The organism is Rhodococcus sp. 320_ES (assembly GCF_059691855.1).
On sequence record NZ_JCAWAG010000004.1, the window covers coordinates 306,479 to 324,580 of the forward strand.

At 66.9% G+C, this 18,102-nt stretch carries 16 protein-coding genes; 1 reads left to right on the plus strand and 15 read right to left on the minus strand.

Annotation, left to right across the window (positions count from 1 at the left end):
• Window positions 1-38 precede the first annotated feature (38 nt).
• The 15 genes from AC59JP_RS15765 to mftE form a co-directional block, all read right to left on the minus strand.
• Window positions 39-464, minus strand: coding sequence for a PPOX class F420-dependent oxidoreductase (locus AC59JP_RS15765; protein WP_497326744.1), 426 nt, complete (start codon window positions 462-464; stop codon window positions 39-41).
• A gap of 17 nt (window positions 465-481) precedes the next feature.
• Window positions 482-1,924: an amidohydrolase gene (locus tag AC59JP_RS15770; RefSeq protein ID WP_497326745.1), complete on the minus strand. Its 1,443-nt coding sequence runs from the start codon at window positions 1,922-1,924 to the stop codon at window positions 482-484.
• Between the two features lie 53 nt (window positions 1,925-1,977).
• A complete protein-coding gene (locus tag AC59JP_RS15775; RefSeq protein ID WP_497326746.1) occupies window positions 1,978-3,564 on the minus strand; it encodes an AMP-binding protein in 1,587 nt (528 codons plus the stop codon).
• 32 nt (window positions 3,565-3,596) lie between these two features.
• Window positions 3,597-4,361: an alpha/beta fold hydrolase gene (locus tag AC59JP_RS15780; RefSeq protein WP_497326747.1), complete on the minus strand. Its 765-nt coding sequence runs from the start codon at window positions 4,359-4,361 to the stop codon at window positions 3,597-3,599.
• Window positions 4,362-4,372: 11 nt separating this feature from the next.
• Window positions 4,373-5,143, minus strand: coding sequence for an ethanolamine ammonia-lyase subunit EutC (eutC, locus tag AC59JP_RS15785; protein ID WP_497326748.1), 771 nt, complete (start codon window positions 5,141-5,143; stop codon window positions 4,373-4,375).
• Window positions 5,140-6,552 (minus strand): ethanolamine ammonia-lyase subunit EutB, encoded by a 1,413-nt coding sequence (locus tag AC59JP_RS15790; protein ID WP_497326749.1) that lies wholly within the window; start codon window positions 6,550-6,552, stop codon window positions 5,140-5,142. The genes eutC and AC59JP_RS15790 overlap by 4 nt, the downstream gene beginning before the upstream one ends.
• Entirely contained in the window at window positions 6,549-7,979 is a 1,431-nt protein-coding gene (eat, locus tag AC59JP_RS15795; RefSeq protein WP_497326750.1) for an ethanolamine permease, read from the minus strand. Before eat ends, AC59JP_RS15790 begins: the two co-directional genes overlap by 4 nt.
• Window positions 7,980-8,033: 54 nt before the next feature.
• Window positions 8,034-8,654, minus strand: coding sequence for a class F sortase (locus tag AC59JP_RS15800; RefSeq protein ID WP_497326751.1), 621 nt, complete (start codon window positions 8,652-8,654; stop codon window positions 8,034-8,036).
• Window positions 8,647-9,807 carry an ice-binding family protein gene (locus AC59JP_RS15805; RefSeq protein WP_497326752.1) on the minus strand — a complete coding sequence of 387 codons (1,161 nt, stop codon included), beginning with the start codon at window positions 9,805-9,807 and terminating at the stop codon, window positions 8,647-8,649. Before AC59JP_RS15805 ends, AC59JP_RS15800 begins: the two co-directional genes overlap by 8 nt.
• A 382-nt stretch (window positions 9,808-10,189) precedes the next feature.
• Window positions 10,190-10,681, minus strand: a complete 492-nt coding sequence (locus AC59JP_RS15810; RefSeq protein WP_497327086.1) for a DUF779 domain-containing protein — start codon at window positions 10,679-10,681, stop codon at window positions 10,190-10,192.
• Window positions 10,682-10,746: 65 nt separating this feature from the next.
• Complete coding sequence (gene adh, locus AC59JP_RS15815; protein ID WP_497326753.1) at window positions 10,747-12,270, minus strand: aldehyde dehydrogenase; 1,524 nt, start codon at window positions 12,268-12,270, stop codon at window positions 10,747-10,749.
• A 94-nt stretch (window positions 12,271-12,364) separates the two neighbouring features.
• On the minus strand, window positions 12,365-13,654 hold the full coding sequence (locus AC59JP_RS15820; protein ID WP_497326754.1) for a helix-turn-helix domain-containing protein: 1,290 nt from the start codon (window positions 13,652-13,654) through the stop codon (window positions 12,365-12,367).
• A 40-nt stretch (window positions 13,655-13,694) separates the two neighbouring features.
• A complete protein-coding gene (gene mftG / locus AC59JP_RS15825; protein WP_497326755.1) occupies window positions 13,695-15,125 on the minus strand; it encodes a mycofactocin dehydrogenase MftG in 1,431 nt (476 codons plus the stop codon).
• Complete coding sequence (mftF, locus tag AC59JP_RS15830) at window positions 15,122-16,516, minus strand: mycofactocin biosynthesis glycosyltransferase MftF (RefSeq protein WP_497326756.1); 1,395 nt, start codon at window positions 16,514-16,516, stop codon at window positions 15,122-15,124. The genes mftG and mftF overlap by 4 nt, the downstream gene beginning before the upstream one ends.
• A gap of 59 nt (window positions 16,517-16,575) precedes the next feature.
• Complete coding sequence (mftE, locus tag AC59JP_RS15835) at window positions 16,576-17,253, minus strand: mycofactocin biosynthesis peptidyl-dipeptidase MftE (protein ID WP_497327087.1); 678 nt, start codon at window positions 17,251-17,253, stop codon at window positions 16,576-16,578.
• 95 nt (window positions 17,254-17,348) lie between these two features.
• On the opposite strand from mftE, the gene AC59JP_RS15840 reads away from it, so the two are divergent.
• On the plus strand, window positions 17,349-18,050 hold the full coding sequence (locus AC59JP_RS15840; protein ID WP_497326757.1) for a GntR family transcriptional regulator: 702 nt from the start codon (window positions 17,349-17,351) through the stop codon (window positions 18,048-18,050).
• The last annotated feature ends 52 nt before the right edge of the window (window positions 18,051-18,102 follow it).

Below are 18,102 nucleotides of genomic sequence, written 5' to 3' on the forward strand. Positions count from 1 at the left end.
CAGCTTTCGATGCTACCGGTCAAGCCCGGCAGGATCGCTCAAGCGGTCATGTCGAGATTGGCGATCACTTTTGTCGGGCGAAGTCGTACGACCAATTCACCCTCCACTGCATTGCGCCGACCGAACTCCTCGGCGCGGTCCGGACCCATGTATCGACGGGCGATGTCGGTGGCGGTCCGCAGCAGTTCGCCCGAGTCCGTCGACGTGATCGCCTCGCCCTGAATCTGCACGAACGCGTACGGCGGCTCTTCGAGATCCACGGACAGCACGACACGCGGATCGCGTGCGATCGCCCGCCCCTTGGCGGTGTCGGCTCCGGTGTTGAACACGATGTCCTCACCCTCGACGACGAACCAGATGGGTGCGACGAGTGGGCGGCCGTCCTTGGCCACCCATCCGAGCTTTCCGGTTCGGGTTCCCGCGGAGAGGAAGGCGGAAACGTCGGGGTCGGATACTGCAGTCATCGCACCCACACTACCGATTACCCGGGCGAAGGACCTCGATACGTCGTTCGACCGTCCGCCACCGTTGCGACGATGGGCACCTCGCGGAGGTCGGTGTTACCGAGGTCACGCGGGTTCTCGGCCAGAACGACCAGGTCGGCGACGCCTCCCACCTCGACCGTCGAGCGTCCCCCGCAGGCGGCCCGGATCGCCACGTCGAGCGGGAGGGACTCCGACGCCGTCCAGGGCGGCCTGCCGTCGTCGGTCCGCCACACCGCGTCGGCGATGGCCGCGCGGGGGTTCGGCGGGCTCACCGGCGCGTCGGAACCGAACTGGAGGTCGGCGCCGGATGCGTGCAGCGAATTGTAGGGAAACGCTATCGAGCGGCGGCCGGCCCAGAGTGCGTCGGCGACGTCCCGGTCGGTCACACAGTGCTGCGGCTGAACCGAGGCGACGATGCCGGCTCGCGCGAACCTCCCCACGTCCTCCGGCCGGAGCTGCTGGGCGTGTTCGATGCGGCCGCCGGTCCGTCCGGACGTGTCCGAGGCGATCGACGCCTCGAACGCGTCCAGCACGATCGTGTTGGCCCGATCCCCGATGGCGTGGACGGCGGGAGCCAACCCGCCGGCGCGCGCCTTGGTGATCAACTCGACGAGTTCGGCGAACTCGACGAGCAGCAATCCGTGCTCCTCGCCGTCCTCGGAGTCGGGGTAGGGGTCGTGGCAGCACGCGGTGCGCGTGTTCAGCGAACCGTCGGCCATCACCTTGAGCGGACCGACGCGAAGCAGCCCGTCGGTGCCGGCGACGACATCGCCCGTCCGCCGCCCGAGAGCGAGCGCGTCGTCCAACCACACCGGCCAGGTCGACGCGGACACCCGCACGCTCGGCCGGCGATGTGCGATCCGACGCGCCCACGCGGCCACGTTGTCGTCGTACTCGAAATCGATGACGCTCGTGACACCCTGCGCGGCAAGCACATCCGCGGAATCGAGGACGTACGAGTCGAGCAGGTCGTTGTCGATCCGGTCGTCGATGCCACTGCACACCTCGATGGCGTCCTGGTCACGGAAGACGCCCGTCGGGTCGTCGATACCGAGGTCCGACAGCAGGGACGGCGACAACCACGCGGTGTGCAGGTCCATGCTCGTGATGGCGACGCGGCGGCCCGGCAGCGCCGATTCGAGCATGTCCTTGTGCGGCTGCTCGTCCCACATCGCGCCGCGGAACCCCTGTGCGCGAACGACTCCGGTGGACATCGGTCCCCCGCTGCGCACGGCCGCGACCACCGCGTCGACGGTCTCCGATGCGCTCGCCGCGGAGGTGACGTCGATACGTCGACGCGACAGGGCCCACTGCGCCATGTGCAGGTGCCCGTCGACGAAACCGGGCAGCAGGAAGCCTCCCGCACAGTCGATCACCGTCTCGCCCGATCGGTCCAGGCCGGTACCGATCTCGGTGACGAGACCACCTGCGATTCTCACGTCGGCGAGCGGTCTGTCCGCCGCGGTACGCACCCGATGCAACAACACAGGGCTCATCCAAGCAGAGACACTGCCTGCTCTCGCATCGCGACCTTGCGGACCTTGCCGGTGACCGTCATCGGGAACTCGTCGACCACGTGCACATATTTCGGAATCTTGTAGTGCGCAAGCTTTCCCGTGCAGAATTCGCGCAGCGCAGCCGGCGTCAGCACGGGTGCACCGTCACGCAGGCGCACCCACACCATCAACTCCTCGCCGTACTTCTCGTCGGGCACCCCGATGACCTGCGCGTCGACGATGTCCGGGTGCGCGTAGAGGAACTCCTCGATCTCCCGCGGGTACACGTTCTCCCCGCCGCGGATCACCATGTCCTTGATACGGCCGGTGACGGCGACGTACCCGTCCTCGTCCATGACGCCGATGTCGCCGGTGTGCATCCACCGAGCCGAGTCGATGGCCTCGGCCGTCTTCTCGTCGTCGTTCCAGTAGCCGAGCATGACCGAGTAACCACGCGTGCACAGTTCACCCGGTTCACCGCGCGGAGCCGTCAGCCCCGTTGCGGGGTCGACGATCTTGACCTCGAGATGTGGGCCGACCCGTCCGACGGTGGACACCCGCTGGTCGACGGTGTCGTCCGAGCGGGTCTGCAACGACACCGGCGACGTCTCGGTCATCCCGTAACAAATGGACACCTCGGTCATCGACATCCGATCCATGACCTTCTTCATGATCTCGGCCGGGCACGGCGATCCGGCCATGATGCCGGTGCGCAGGCTCGTCAGATCGAAAGTGTCGAAATCGGGATGAGACAGCTCGGCGATGAACATGGTCGGGACGCCGTAGAGGGATGTGCAGCGCTCCTTCTCCACGGCGGCCAGCGTGGCGCCGGGGTCGAACCCGGCGCCCGGAATCACCATGGCCGCACCGTGACTGGTGCAGGCGAGGTTTCCCATCACCATGCCGAAGCAGTGGTAGAAGGGAACGGGAATGCAGACCCGGTCCTTCTCCGTGTAGTGGCACAGCTCCCCGACGGAGAACCCGTTGTTCAGGATGTTGTGGTGGCTGAGCGTCGCGCCCTTGGGGAACCCGGTGGTGCCCGACGTGTACTGAATGTTGATGGGATCGTCGGAGGACAGCTCGATCATGGGCAGCGGGTCGGAGCTGGGAAGCGTTGTCCAGTCCGTTGATCCGATGACCAGCACGGTTCGCAGATCCGGACAGTTCGGCGTCACCTGGCCGATCATCTCGGCGTAGTTCGAGTCCTTGAAGCTCTCCGCCGAGATCAGGGTCGACACCCCGGACTGGTTCAGCACGTACGCCAACTCGTGCGCCCGGTAGGCGGGGTTGATGTTCACCAGGATCGCGCCGATCTTTGCCGTCGCGTACTGCACCAGTGTCCACTCGGGGCAGTTCGGTGCCCAGATCCCGACGCGGTCGCCCTTGGTCACTCCCCGCGCGAGGAGGCCGGCGGCCAGCGCGTCGACGTCGTTCTTCAGCTCCCGGTACGTCCAGCGCCGACCGGACGGGACGTCGATCAGGGCGTCGCTGCCCGGGAATTTGTCGACGGTCCGGTCGAAGTTGTGGCCGATGGTGTCGCCGAGAAGAGGGGCGTCCGCGGTTCCGCAGTCATAGCTGAGCATTGATTCATCGTCTCAGAAAGAGCGCTGTCGTCTCAGAAGAATGGCTCGGGTACGCCGCCTCTCAGGAACTGGATCAGCAGCGCGTTCACCGGGCCCGGACTCTCGATGGGCAGTACGTGCGACCCCGGCAGGACGGCGATCCGCCCGTTCGGGATCGCCGCAGCCACCCCCGCGGTGTGCTCGATCGTCACCTCGTCGCGGTCCCCCTGCAGCAGCAGCGTTTCCGCAGTTATGGACGCGAAAGCCGACACCGGTAGGTGGGGTTCCGAGGTGATCATCGCGATGGTCTTGGCGTAGAACTCGTCGAAATGGTCGGCGCCGTCGGGTGACGTCGCGGCGTACTCCTCGCGGAAGAAGTCCGGGGCGTCGGGCTCGTCGATCAGCCGGCTGGTGAAACCGCCCTCGACTCGGCCGTCGTCGTCGAAGTACTGCCCGATGGACACCAGTCGCCGCACCAGATCGGGCCGGGCCATGGCGACGAGGACGGCCACAACTCCGCCGTCGCTCCACCCGACCAGGTGGGCCGGGCCGCCGACCACGAGATCGAGGAACGCGATCGTGTCGTCCGCCATGACCTGATAAGTGAGCGGGCCGGGTACGTCCGGGGTGTGTCCGTGTCCGCGGCGCTCGGGAACGACGACGCGAAACCCGGCGGCCACGAGGTCGGGAATTTGCGCGCCGAACGACGACGCTCCGGCCAGCGCGCCGTGCAGAAGTACGACGGGATCGCCGTCGCCGTGGACCTCGTAGTAGGTCGGGACTCCGCCGACGTCGACCGTGTGTTCCGTGCCCGTCATGCCCCGAAAGGCTACCCCTCGATGGCCTCGGCTGCGGACGTGTCCTTCAGTGCCACACCGGACTTTCCCAGTTCGCGCGCACCCGAGACCAACAATGCTGCGATGCGTGCAGCGTTGGCGTAGGACTGCCCGTCGGGCGGGTGAATGTTGGAGATGCAGTTGCGGTCGGCGTCGGATCGGCCGGGCTCGGGACGATGGGTCAGATAGATGCCCAGGCTGTCGGCGACCGACAGGCCGGGGCGCTCCCCGATGATCACCACGAGGGTCTGCACTCCCATCGCCTTCCCGATGTGGTCACCGAGCGCGACGCGCGCCTGTGTCGCCACCACCGGCGGCGCGATCGAGTACTGCGACAGCGCGTCTTTCAACGCGGTCAACAACCCGACACCGTGTTCGTCCAGCGCCCGTGGCGACAACCCGTCGGCGAGGACGAAGCCGAGATCCGCTTCTGCGGAAGCAATGTCGTCCAAGGATTCGGGCGATCTCCCCAGGTCCGGCCGTCGGAGATACTCGCTGCGCGACGTCGCCCGCGACGACAGCACGACCGGGTCCCCGAGACCGACCTCGGCCACTCGCGCGGCGAACGATTCGACATCGAGCGGAACGTGCACCGCATCGCGCGCCGCTGCGTGTGCCGCCTTGAACTCGAGGACGCGCGAGGTGGGCAGGGCGTCGCCGGCTCTGCCGAGTCCGATACGCGCCTGGGTGGACAACCTGAGGTCGGCCCAGAAGTCGAGCTTCTCGGGGTTCCGGTTCTCTGTGGTCGGCTTCTGGGTAGTCACTGCCCACTCGCCAACGCACGGAGGGGAGAGGCAGCCGCGTCGACGGGCAGAACGCGGCCGGCGTTGTCGGTCATCCCGAGTCCGTGCATCCACTTCTCGAACTCGGGAGCGGGCTTGAGCCCCAACACTTGTCGGACGTACAGCGCGTCGTGGAACGACAGGCTCTGGTACCCGAGCATGATGTCGTCGGCGCCCGGAACGGCGATCACGAACGCCGCCCCTGCTGCGCCGAGGAGCGTCAGCAGCGTGTCCATGTCGTCCTGGTCGGCCTCGGCGTGGTTGGTGTAGCAGACGTCGACGCCCATCGGCAGGCCGAGCAGCTTGCCGCAGAAGTGGTCTTCCAGTCCGGCGCGCACGATTTGCTTTCCGTCGTACAGGTATTCGGGTCCGATGAACCCGACGACGGTGTTGATGAGCAGAGGATCGAGTGCACGCGCCAGCCCGTAGGCCCGCGTTTCCAACGTCTGCTGGTCGACGGGTTTGCCGCCGGTACCGATGTGGGCGCCGGCGGAGAGCGCCGATCCCTGACCGGTCTCGAGGTACATGACGTTGGAGCCGACGGTGCCGCGCTGCAACGACTTTCCGGCGTCGTTGGCCTCCATCAGCAACGGCACGGTGACACCGAAGCTGCTGTTCGCTCCCTCGGTTCCGGCGATGGACTGGAAGACGAGGTCGACCGGGACGCCCTTCTCCATCAGTTCCATCGTCGTGGTGACGTGCGAGAGAACGCACGACTGGACGGGGATCTCGAATCGCTGCCGGATCTCGTCGAGCAGATAGAGAAGATCCGAGGTGGCCCGCGGGGAGTCGGTGGCCGGATTGATGCCGATCACGGCGTCACCGGATCCCATGAGCAGACCATCGAGCGTCGCCGCGGCGATGCCGCGGGGGTCGTCCGTCGGGTGGTTGGGTTGCAGACGAGTGGCCATCGTTCCCGGCAACCCGATGGTGGTGCGGAAGGCCGTGGTCACCGTGGCCGCTTTCGCGACGGCGATCAGATCTTGATTACGCATGATCTTCGATACGGCCGCAACCATTTCCGGCGTCAGACCCGGCGCGACCTTCCTCAGGCGAGCCGCGCTGTCCGGCTCGGCCGCGACGGTCAGCAGCCAGTCGCGCAGCCCGCCCACGGTCAGGTGCGAGACGGCCGAGAACGCGTCGGCGTCGTGGGAGTCGACGATGAGCCGGGTGACCTCGTCGCTCTCGTACGGCACCACCTGCTCGTCGAGAAACGTCTGCAGGGGCAGATCCGCGAGCACCCACGCCGCGGCGGCGCGCTCGGCGTCGGAATCGGCTGCGCACCCGGCCAACTGATCACCCGAGCGCATCGGGGTGGCTTTGGCCATCAGCTCCACGAGTCCGTCGAAGCTGAAGGTCGTCCCCGAGATCTGCTGGTGGTAGGTACTCACCCCAGTTCCTCTTCCGCGCGTGCCAGTGCCGCGAATTCCTCGTCCGGGGAATTGGCGACCAGGTGGTGGCGGCTGTAGAGGCCGAAGTACGCCATGAACAGTGCGAACACGGCGAGACACCACAACGCGGCGGTGCTGTCGACGAGGAACGTCGCGACCACGGCCAACGCCGCGACGGCCAACGCGAATCCGGTGGTGACGATGCCGCCGGGGGTGCGGTACGGACGCGGCATGTCGGGCTCGCGTCGTCGCAGGACGATATGGCTGATCATCATCAAGACATAGCTGAGGGCAGCGCCGAACACCGCCATGTTCAGCAACATCGCTCCCTGGCCGGTCAGCGAGAGCAGGAAGCCGATGACGCCGGGCACGATGAGCGCCAGGATCGGCGCTTTGCGAGTGTTGGTGATCGACAACGTCTTCGGCAGATAGCCGGCACGCGAGAGGGCGAACAGCTGACGCGAGTACGCGTACATGATCGAGAAGAAGCTGGCGACGAGTCCGGCCAGACCGATGTAGTTGACCACCTTGGCGGCGGTGCCGTCGCCGAGCGCTTCGACGAGGGGGTTGCCGGAGCTCTGCATCGCGTCGGCGCCGCCCGCGCCGGTGACCAGCACGAGAACGGCCGCGCCGGTGAGGAGCAGGACGCCCATGGCGGCGATGATGCCGCGGGGAACGTTGCGGGTCGGATCCTTCGCTTCTTCCGCAGCCAGGGGCACCCCTTCGATGGCGAGGAAGAACCAGATCGCGAACGGAACCGCAGACCAGATCCCGAGATATCCGAACGGCAGGAAGCTCGAAGCCCCCGCCGCATCGGTCGGGGCAATGTCGGTGAGGTTGCTCGCGTCGAATTTGCCGAGGGCGGCCAGAACGAAGATCACCAGACCGACGAGTGCGATCGCGGTGATGACGAACATGATCTTGAGAGCCTCACCGGCACCGGTCAAATGGATGCCGATGAAGATCACGTACACCGCGAGGTAGACCCACCAGCCGTCCGTGATGCCGAACAGTCCCAGCGACTCCACGTAGGCACCGATGAAGGTGGCGATGGCGGCGGGTGCGATGGCGTACTCGATCAGAATGGCTGTGCCGGTGGCGAACCCGCCCCACGGTCCGAGCGCGCGGCGGGCGAACGTGTACCCGCCGCCCGCGGCGGGCAGAGCCGACGACATTTCCGCCATTCCGAGGACCATCGCCAGATACATGCCGGCGATGAGGACCGCGGCGATCGCCAATCCGCCGAACCCACCCTCGGCGAGTCCGAAGTTCCATCCGGAATAGTCGCCCGAGATGACGTAGCTGATCCCGAGACCGGCCAGCAGGATCCACCCTGCCGTACCAGTTTTCAGAGTTCGTTTCGCCAGGTAATCACTGTCTTCGACGTGTGCACCGGAGTCTGGTTTGGTGGGTTCTGCGATCGCCATGATTGGACGATAGGCCGCTTGTGTACCGCCGGTGTTAACACGAGAAAACCGCTATCAGGAAATGCCGACCAGATCGGCGTAGACCACCACGTTGTCGTCGTAACTGGACGCACCGTCGTCGAATGCTCCACCACAGGTGATCAGGCGCAGCCCCGCGTGGTCGAGGTCGCCGTAGACCGAATCGGTCGGGAACGCGCTCTTCGGGTACTGCTGCACCGACGTGACGGCGAACGTCGCGATGGCGGAGTCGCTGCGGGTGATGGAGATCGTCTCCGCCGGCTTCATCGACTTCAGGTCGAAGAAGACGCCCGGCGAGCCGCCCCAGTCGACGTGGCCGGCGACGACGGCCGGACCGATGTCACCGGGCGTCGGCGATCCGTCGTACCACCCGGCGGGAAACCCGCCCGGAGGCACCTCCATGGTGCCGTCCTGCTGGAGACCCAGCGACATCAGATCGGAGTCGACGCCGATGCTGTCGATCGAAATGTGCACCGGCACCGAGGAATCGGTGGTGGTTCCGGTGGTCGTACCGATCGGCTCGTCGCTCGTCGACGAGACCGTAGTCGTTGCAGGAGCCGGCACCTGAGCCCCGGATTGTGGTGCGCTGCATCCTGTTGCCAGGAACATGACCGCGCACCACAACGCCAGGAACGAGGCGGCGAGAAATTTACGCACGGTGCGCCATGGACCCGTCGCCGGTATCGACGGCGCCCAGCGGGACGCGTGTCACCTGACCACCCGGCGAGGACGGGTTACCGGGAGACTGCGGTGTTCCCGGAGACTGGGGCGACTGGGGCGACTGCGGTGTCCCCGGCGTTCCCGGAGACTGCGGTGTCCCCGGCGACTGCGGTGTCCCCGGAGACTGGGGCGACTGCGGTGTCCCCGGAGAGACAGGGACGTTCGGCGTGGTGGTCGTGCCGGCCGGAGGAATGCCCGGGATCGTGATCGGCGGGAGCCCCGGGATGGAGACGACCGGCGGCACGGTCACCGGCGGCAGGCCGGGGATCGTGATGGGCGGCAGACCGGGAACGGTCACGACCGGCGGGACGACGACCGGAGTCGTCGTGACGGGCGGAGTCGTGGTGGGGGTGTCGCCGCCTCCGTCGCCCGGAACCGTGCCGCAGGCAGGTCTCGTGATGACGTTGTTGTCGAGGGACACCTGCCCGTTGCGGGCGAGGGCTCGACCCTGGATCGTGGCGCTGTTCTGCACCGAGATCGAGGTGAGCGCCATGATGGTGCCGACGAAAGCCGTTGTGGTGCCGATGGTTGCGGAACTTCCGACCTGCCAGAACACGTTGCAGGCAGATGCACCGTTGATCAGGTTCACCACGGAGTTCGATGCGGTGGTCAGAGCACTGGGGATCTGGAAGATGAAGACGGAGTTCGCGTTACCAAGGCCGTCCAGCGTGACGGTTCCCGTCAACTGCAATGCGGACGACGCCTTGTAGACCCCGGGGTTCAGTGGGGTGGGCGAGCCCAGTTCGGCGGACAGATCGACGTCCTTGGGCGCGCCGGCGGCCACGTCGTATGCCGTGGTGAGGTCTGCTTGCGCCTGCAGGGCAACGGGATTGGCGATGTTCTGGACGCCGTTGACGACTCCGGGCGGGAATCCGGTGATCGCGGTGCCGGGGGCGAGGCCGATGTCTCCGGTGATCACGGACGGGTTGGTGTTGGTGACGGTGGAACCGGCGAGAATGGCGTAGCCGGCGGCGGTTCCCAGGCCGGGAGCGGTGGCCGCGGCTGCGGTTCCGACTCCCATGAGGGAGAGGGCGACTGCCGACGTCGCCACCACGGCAGCGGTGGGCAGAAGTCGAGATGTTCTGAGCATGGGTGGTCCTGATCTCGTGGGCACACGACTCGGAAGATGTCGTGGGTAGAGACCGAAACGGGATCGAGTGGGTTTCAGGCCGATTTCGGGTGGTCCATGAAACGGCAAGGCCCCCCGACGAAATTCGGGCGCTGCAGCAACGTGTAAAAGAATCTCCGCGTAAAGCGGGAACACCCTGATGGGACCACGCGGCGCTCGCGCAAGTCAACGTAATCGCGGCGAAAAGCCTCGGGGATTGTTTGCGGGCAGACAACCCCTGTACGTGCACTTTTACGCACTGCACTTCTACCCGATGCACACGACGAAGCCGGCGCCCGGCAATTCGTCGATCGAATTGCCGGACGCCGGCTTTGTCCAAAGCGGTGTTTCTACTGCTGCATTTCTACTGCAGGGCCATCCCGGGCACCGGGCACGCGTCCACGGCTTCGGCAACCACGATTGCCTCGTCCGGAAGCGGTGGGCGCCGGCCTTCCTCCCAGTCCACCCCGACGAACGCCGGAACGTCGGTCAGCAACTCGTTCTCCTCCGCGGTGAACGCGCGACCGCGGCTGAGGAACCGAAGACCTTCGGGCGTCTCGAGGGAGAAGCCACTGCCCCGGCCCGGAACCACGTCCAGCACGAGCTGGGTGTGCTTCCACGCCTGGAACTGCGACCCCGAAATCCACACCGGCACGCCGTCGTCACCCTCGGGGAGGTCGGACGGCACCTCGTCCACCGCGACCCGCAGGTCGAGCAGACCGAGGAGCACGTCCCTGTCTCCGACGATGAATTCGCCTGCGGGATAACACATCGGGGAGGACCCGTCGCAGCATCCGCCGGACTGATGCATCATCAGTCCCCCGTTGGCACCGCGCAGCTTCCGCAGCAGATCCATCGCGGCCACGGTCGCCTTCATGCGCGGAGGAGGCACTGCGTCCGACTGCGGTGGCCCACCGACCATCAGAAGAAGCCCTGTGCCTTCGGTGCGTAGCTCACCAGAAGATTCTTGGTCTGCTGGTAGTGATCGAGCATCATCTTGTGGTTCTCGCGGCCGATGCCCGACTGCTTGTAACCGCCGAACGCGGCGTGCGCCGGGTACTGGTGGTACGTGTTGGTCCAGACGCGTCCGGCCTGGATGTCGCGACCGGCGCGGTAGGCGACGCCGCCGTCACGCGACCAGACACCGGCGCCGAGGCCGTACAGCGTGTCGTTGGCGATCTCGATGGCGTTGTCGTAGTCGGAGAACGACGTGACGGACACGACCGGTCCGAAGATCTCCTCCTGGAAGATGCGCATGTTGTTCTTGCCGGTGAAGATGGTCGGCTGCACGTAGTAGCCGCCGTTGAGGTCGCCGCCGAGTTCGGCGCGCTCGCCACCGGTCACGATCTGGGCGCCTTCACCCTTGCCGATCTCGATGTACGAGAGGATCTTCTCGAGCTGATCGTTGGACGCCTGCGCACCGATCATGGTCTCGGTGTCGAGCGGATCTCCTTGCCGCACAGCCTTGGTGCGAATGGCCGCGAGCGCCAGGAAGTCGTCGAAGATGTCCGCCTGGATGAGCGAGCGCGACGGGCAGGTGCAGACCTCGCCCTGGTTCAGCGCGAACATCGTGAAGCCTTCGAGGGCCTTGTCCTGGTAGTCGTCGTTGGCCTGGAGAACGTCGGAGAAGAAGATGTTCGGGCTCTTTCCACCGAGTTCGAGCGTGACCGGGATCAGGTTCTGCGACGCGTACTGCATGATCAGTCGGCCGGTCGTGGTCTCGCCGGTGAAGGCGATCTTCTTGATGCGCGGGCTCGACGCGAGCGGCTTGCCTGCCTCGGTGCCGAATCCGTTGACGATGTTGACCACACCGGCCGGCAGCAGGTCGCCGATGATGGAGAACAGGTGCAGGATCGAGGCCGGGGTCTGCTCGGCCGGCTTCAGAACGACGGCGTTGCCCGCGGCGAGTGCGGGAGCGAGCTTCCACACGGCCATGAGGATCGGGAAGTTCCACGGGATGATCTGCCCGACGACGCCGAGCGGCTCGTGGAAGTGGTAGGCGACGGTGTCACCGTCGATCTCGGAGAGCGAACCTTCCTGCGCGCGAATGCATCCCGCGAAGTAGCGGAAGTGATCGATGGCGAGCGGGATGTCGGCGGCGAGCGTCTCGCGGATCGGCTTGCCGTTGTCCCAGGCCTCGGCCAGGGCGATGGACTCGAGGTTCTCGGCCATGCGGTCGGCGATCTTGTTGAGGATGACGGCGCGCTCGGCCGGGGAGGTCTTGCCCCAGGCGGGGGCGGCGGCGTGCGCGGCGTCGAGCGCGAGGTCGATGTCCTCGACGGTCGAGCGGGCCACCTCGCAGAAGTTCTGGCCGGTGACCGGGGTCGGGTTCTCGAAGTACTGGCCCTTGACTGGCGCCACCCACTCGTTCCCGATCCAGTTGTCGTAGCGGGATTGGAAGGACATCGCAGCATCGGGCGTACCCGGTCGAGCGAAAACAGTCATTTTCTTCGGTGCTCCTTCGTCAGACCTACCCCTGGACATACCAGAGGTCTGTGATTCAGAACACTAGGTTCGCGAGGGTTGCAACAACGTTGCGTCAGCGTCCGAGCAGGTCGAGACGTGCCTTGACCTGGGCGTGCAGCGCCGACGACGGATTCAGCGAGGACAGGTACGCAGTCCACGCCGACGCGTCCTCCCGTCCGTGCACGGACGCCGTCCACCGCGCCAAGAGCACCGGATCGCCGGTGCGCAACAGCTCGGCCTGCATGCGGACGCGCAGCTCTTCGCGAAGGTCGTCGACACCGGGGGCGTACGACGCGGGCAGCAGCGGCCCGGAGTAGAGCCGCAGGGCCGCAGCGATGTCACCGCGGTCGAGTGCGGACCGCACGTCGCCGACGTCGGAGCGCAGCTCGGTCAACAGCCGATATGGGCGCGAACCGAGGCCTTCCGCACCGAACACCTTTCGCAGGCGCGACATTTCGGCTCGAATGGTCACCGAGTCGAGGTCGCCCTCGTCGAGCAGCACGGCGAGGGCGTCGGAACTCAGACCCTCCGGGTGGGTGGTCAGCAACAGGAGCATTTCGGCGTGACGCTGCGAGAGCGAAATACGTTCGTGCCCGCGCACGAGCGTCGCGCGACCGGCCCCGAGCACCTCGAGGCGCGGAGCGAGATCGAGCGCCGCGTGCGGGCTTTCCAGAAGGTGCAGCCGAAGCTCGGATTCTGCCGCGGCCACCGTCGCTCGGACGAGAGACAGCACGGCCGGCACGGCGACACCGGGTCCGCCGGTGATGTCGATGGCGCCGAGGATCTGCCCGGTCAGCGGGTGATGGACGGGAGCGGCCGAGCAGCTCCATTCCTGCACCGGACGCGAGAAGTGCTCTGCCGCAAAGATTTGCACGCTGTGATCGATGGCGAGCGCCGTCCCCGGCGCGTTGGTGCCGACGCGGGATTCGCTCCAGTCGGCGCCCTCGACGAAGTTCATGGCCGTGGCGCGATCCTTGGCGACCGAGTCGCCCTCGACCCAGAGCATCCGCCCCGACGCGTCGGTGATCGCGACGAGCAGGCCCGTGTCGGCCGCATCCTCGACCAGCAGCTTGCGCACCACCGGGCGGATGATCGACATCGGGTGGTCGTTGCGATATTGCTCGAGTTCGATTCCGCTCAGCAGACCCTCGGCCGCGCGGTCGGGATCGACGCCCATGCGCTTGCTGCGCAGCCACGAGTCCAGAACCACGGACCGGACGTTGGACGGTCCGATGTCGGTGTTCAGCCGGTGCGCGAGAAAGGTCTCGTGCGCTTTCGACACCGACCGAGCCAGGGCGCGGGCATCTTCTCCCGGGCGAACGGCAACCCAGGGGTTCCCCGCCGCAGCAGAAGAGGAGTTCACATCCGCGCCTTTCGACTGTTTTACTCTACTGTAACGCAGCTCACAGACTGTCCCGGTACAGCTCGGCGGCCCGCTCGGCCACCATGATCACGCTCGCGTGCGGTCCGCGGGACGGCACCTCCGGGAAGACGGACGAGTCGACGACGCTCAGACCTTCCACACCGCGCACTCGACACCGGTCGTCGACCACGCTGCCCATCTGCGCGCTCCCGCAGAGATGAAGAGACGTACCCAGTCGGTCGGCGAGCGAGGCCGCGGCGTGCGGGACGAATCCCATCGAGGCCACCAGCGCCCGCGCGAGAACAACCCCCGTAGTCATGGCCTGTACATCGACGTCCGAGCGCAGGTACCGATACCGAATTCGCGGGGCCGCGTACGGATCTCGCGAGAATGCGATGTCACCTCTACTGGTCGGCGACATCAGAGCGACACCGATCGTCGGGTCCCCCACCGGTAGTCCGGCGATCATGCGATCGAACGACGACGAGAACGGACGCAGTTCCAGGCCGTCGTGATGGAGAACGGTTTCGAGTGCAGTACCGCCCGTCGACGACGCCGGCCCGCGGTACGGCACCGCGACCTCGGGGTGATCGCTGACTCCGTGACCGACGCCGGGAAGGTCGACGACGACGTCGACGCCGATCTCCTTCACGTCGGCCGCCGATCCGATTCCGGAGTGAGCGAGCAGGCTCGGAGTGCGGACGGCGCCGGCCGCGAGAACCACCCGGTCGCACCGTAGGACGAACGGTCCGCCGGCGTCCCGACCCTCGACGCCCACCACCCTCGTGCCGTCGAGCAGGATCCGCCCGACGGACGTCCGCGACCGAATCTCCAGGTTGGGGCGGCTCCAAGCCGGCGCGAGGTAGGCCAGCGCCGCATTGACGCGCCGGCCGTCCCGGACGTTGGACGGGACGCGGCCGAATCCGTCGCCTGCGTCCCGGGCGTTGAGATCCGGGAGCTGCGCGAAACCGTCTCGTGCGCAGGCTGTTTCGAACGCCTTGGTGATGGGACTGGGTGATGTCGACCGGGACACCGGCATGGGACCCTCGCTGCCGTGGTCGGCGCCGCCGAAATCCGCGTCGGTCTCACTGCGCCGATACGCGCCTAGCACCTGCGGCCACGACCACAGCGACTGCGGCCACGCCGCGAAGTCCTCGGGCCGGGCCCGCACGAAGTATCCGCCGTTCACCGCACCCGACCCGCCGAGAACTCGTCCGCGCGCGATGGTGGCGGGCTTGTCGGGCGTCAGGTCGACGTCGATCACGTCGGTCCACTCGCTGCCCGGCCCGATCGGCAGAGTCGACGCGTCGAGCAACCCGTCGGGCCACGTCTCGTCGAAACCGCGACCGGACTCGAGGACCGTCACCCGCAGATCGGGGTTCTCGGTGAGGCGGGCGGCGAACACGGAACCTGCACTGCCCCCACCGATCACGATCACATCGGGTTCGGACGATCGATGTGCAGCCGTCACACCAGTCGCGGAGCGAGCGCTCGCGGGTCGCGCATGTCGATGACACCCGACCACAGCCCGGTGCCGTAGGCGAGATCGTCGAGCCGCTTGTAGGCGGTGTAGCGCACCGGGCCCAATCCGCCGGGTTCTCGGTGTTCGAACCAGTCCCACATACCTTCGGCGAGAGCCAGCGCGATGGCCAGCCGTCGCACTCGGCGCGAGAGCACCATCGCGACGACCGTCACGGGCCAGTAGTGCCGGAGCATGGCCGACGCGAGTTGCCACATTCCGCCGACGAAGCCCTGCGCGGCGAACAGGCCGGCCAACCGCACCGGGTGATCGAGTTCGACGAACACCTTCCGCAGGCGCGTCACCGTGACGGCCAGTGTCGCCAACAAACCCAGGAGACCGGATCGGGTGGCCGACGCGGCGAGGAGGCAGGCGAGCAGCGTCGACTTCGACATCGCGACGGGCGGCACCTTGCCCTCGTGCCGCGCGGCCAGCGACGCCGCACCCGTTCCGTAGAACATCCTGCGCTGGAACCACTTTCGGAAGTCGACGCGGTGGTCGTGGGCAACGCGCGCGACGGGCTCGTAGCGCAGCCTCCAGCCCGCATCCTCGAGCCGCCAGCACAGGTCGACGTCCTCCGCCACGTGCATGGACTCGTCGAAGCCCTTGCACTCGACGGCAGCGCTGCGACGCACGACCACCGCGGCACTCGGGACGTAGGACACCGGCCCGCCCGGATGCACCGGCGCTTCCTTCCGGCCGAGGTCCAGCGAGCTGCGGGCGTGCTCGTACCGGGCGAGGGCGCTGCCCTCCGGCTCGAGCGCCACGATGCGCGGAGCGACCAATCCGACCGACGGATCCGAGAAATGGCTCAGAATCACTTCGAGCCACCCCTTCCGCGGGACCACGTCGGAATCGAGGAACGCCACGAAATCGGTTGCGGCGGCTTCGAGTCCGGTGTTCCGCGCTGCGGCCGGACCCTGCGAAACCGGGTGCCGGATGATCGTCACGGATCCGGTCTGCAGTCCCCAGGAGCTCGTGTCGACCGGAACCGTCGATCCGTCGTCGACGACGATCACGCACAGACCGCGCAACGTGTGCAGGAGCCGTTCGAGCCCGGCGGGGTTGTCGCGGACCGGGACGACCACGGTCACGTCGGCGGCCGACGGCGTCGACATCGGCCGCGGGTTGGCGACTCCGGAGTCGAGGAGACGGCGGGCAACCACGGCGGAATCCGGATCGGACACCTTCAGGAATCCGTCGCCGATCATCGCAGCGGCGGCCGGCGCCAGCATGAGCATGCGAGTGGGTGATCCGCCGATCAGAACGCGACCGCCGGACAGGGATTTCACGTGCGGGTCGATTCTCACCCCGAAGCCATCGGGCAACCGACCGTTGTGCATCGGGTCATCGTAAGCAACCGACTTGTTCTATGTCACAAGGAGGCCGATATTGGGCTGCCTCAGGCCAGATTTCCGCCGCTGCGCGGTTTCCAGGCCGTCACAGCAGCCTCGAAACGCCCCCTGAGTGCATCGAGCATCTCCTGCCCCTCCTTCGCGTTCGCCTTCGTCGGGTCACCGAGAACACCGCTGGGGGCGACGCCGAGAACACCCTCGGCGCGCAGTAAGGGCATGATCTCGTCGATCGGGTCGAGCGCGCCGGGAGCCAGCTTGTCGACCGACACGGAGTCCGGATCGAGGGCCAACATGATCGACGTCTCGGTGAGCCCGGCGTGGGCGTCGGCGCCGGGGACGGCGCACGGAAACCACGAGACGTCACGACCTTCGTGGCGCAGGAGCATCACAGCCGCCCGTACGGCCGACGCGTTACCGCCGTGGCCGTTGACGAATACCACGCGCGACGCCCACAGGCATGCGGACCGTCCGTATTCCACGAGAAGGGTTTCCAGAGCGGCGATGCCGATCGAGATGGTCCCGGCGAATCCGTCGTGCTCGCCGCTGGCCCCGTACGCGATGGCGGGCGCGAGCATCCCACCGGGAACCGCCTGTGCCACAGCGGTAGCGATGCGAGTGTCCGTGTCGAGGGGCAGATGCGGCCCGTGTTGCTCGAGTGACCCGACGGGCACGGCGATGAGCGCCGACTTCTCCACATCCGGCCACCGCTGATCCCCCAAGACCATGTTCTCCCCCTCGGTCACACGCCTGAGCCTAGTCGGTACACACTGCACTGCCGTACACACTGCGGAGGCTTGGGGACGCCGCTACAGTCCGAACGGTGCCACCCCGCCGACGGTCCGTCCTTCTCGCGCAGTTGGCCATCGACGCGCCCGGAGGATCGCAGGGCGCCATTCTCGACGAGTTGCGGCGGGTCATCCTCGCCGGCGACGTGCCGCCCGGAACTCCCATTCCGCTCGGGGACGTCGCCGATCTGTTCGGGGTGAGCCGAATTCCGGTGCGCGAATCGCTCAAGACTCTGATCGGTGAAGGTCTCGTCGACCACCGTCCCAACTCGGGTTATTCGGTGGCGCAACTGACTTCGGCCGAGCTGCGCGAGATGTACATCGTGCGCGAGGTACTCGAGACGGCTGCTCTCGCCGCGGCCGCGGAGGCGGCCACCGCCGAGGATCACGCCACCGCCGTCGCCGTCGACGCCGAACTGCGCGGGTCCATCGACGATCCGCAGCGCTACCACCGACTCAGCCGAGAGTTCCACATGGCACTGGCCCGACCGTCGAAGATGCAGCGCCTGCTGCACATGCTCGAAGCAGCCTGGAACATCACCGAACCGATCCAACCGATGGTGCACGTTGCGGGCACCGACCGAGCGGCGCTGCACGCCGATCACAAGGACATGCTCGACGCGTTCGTGGCGCGAGACGTCGCCGCCCTGCTCGACGCGTCCGAGCGCCACCACGACCGACTGAACGGCGTCATCGCCACGATCGGCGACGAAGCGGGGCTGAAAACGGAACAGTGAAGATATATCGCTGGCGCAACAGTGGCGAAATACTTCTTGGTTAGTTTTTCGT

What these genes read in the sequence shown, in the direction of transcription:
- AC59JP_RS15765 (WP_497326744.1), bottom strand. Translation starts at nt 464, where the DNA reads ATGACTGCAGTATCCGACCCCGACGTTTCCGCCTTCCTCTCCGCGGGA.
- AC59JP_RS15775 (WP_497326746.1), bottom strand. Translation starts at nt 3,564, where the DNA reads ATGCTCAGCTATGACTGCGGAACCGCGGACGCCCCTCTTCTCGGCGAC.
- AC59JP_RS15780 (WP_497326747.1), bottom strand. Translation starts at nt 4,361, where the DNA reads ATGACGGGCACGGAACACACGGTCGACGTCGGCGGAGTCCCGACCTAC.
- eat (WP_497326750.1), bottom strand. Translation starts at nt 7,979, where the DNA reads ATGGCGATCGCAGAACCCACCAAACCAGACTCCGGTGCACACGTCGAA.
- AC59JP_RS15805 (WP_497326752.1), bottom strand. Translation starts at nt 9,807, where the DNA reads ATGCTCAGAACATCTCGACTTCTGCCCACCGCTGCCGTGGTGGCGACG.
- AC59JP_RS15810 (WP_497327086.1), bottom strand. Translation starts at nt 10,681, where the DNA reads ATGGATCTGCTGCGGAAGCTGCGCGGTGCCAACGGGGGACTGATGATG.
- adh (WP_497326753.1), bottom strand. Translation starts at nt 12,270, where the DNA reads ATGACTGTTTTCGCTCGACCGGGTACGCCCGATGCTGCGATGTCCTTC.
- mftF (WP_497326756.1), bottom strand. Translation starts at nt 16,516, where the DNA reads ATGCACAACGGTCGGTTGCCCGATGGCTTCGGGGTGAGAATCGACCCG.
- mftE (WP_497327087.1), bottom strand. Translation starts at nt 17,253, where the DNA reads ATGGTCTTGGGGGATCAGCGGTGGCCGGATGTGGAGAAGTCGGCGCTC.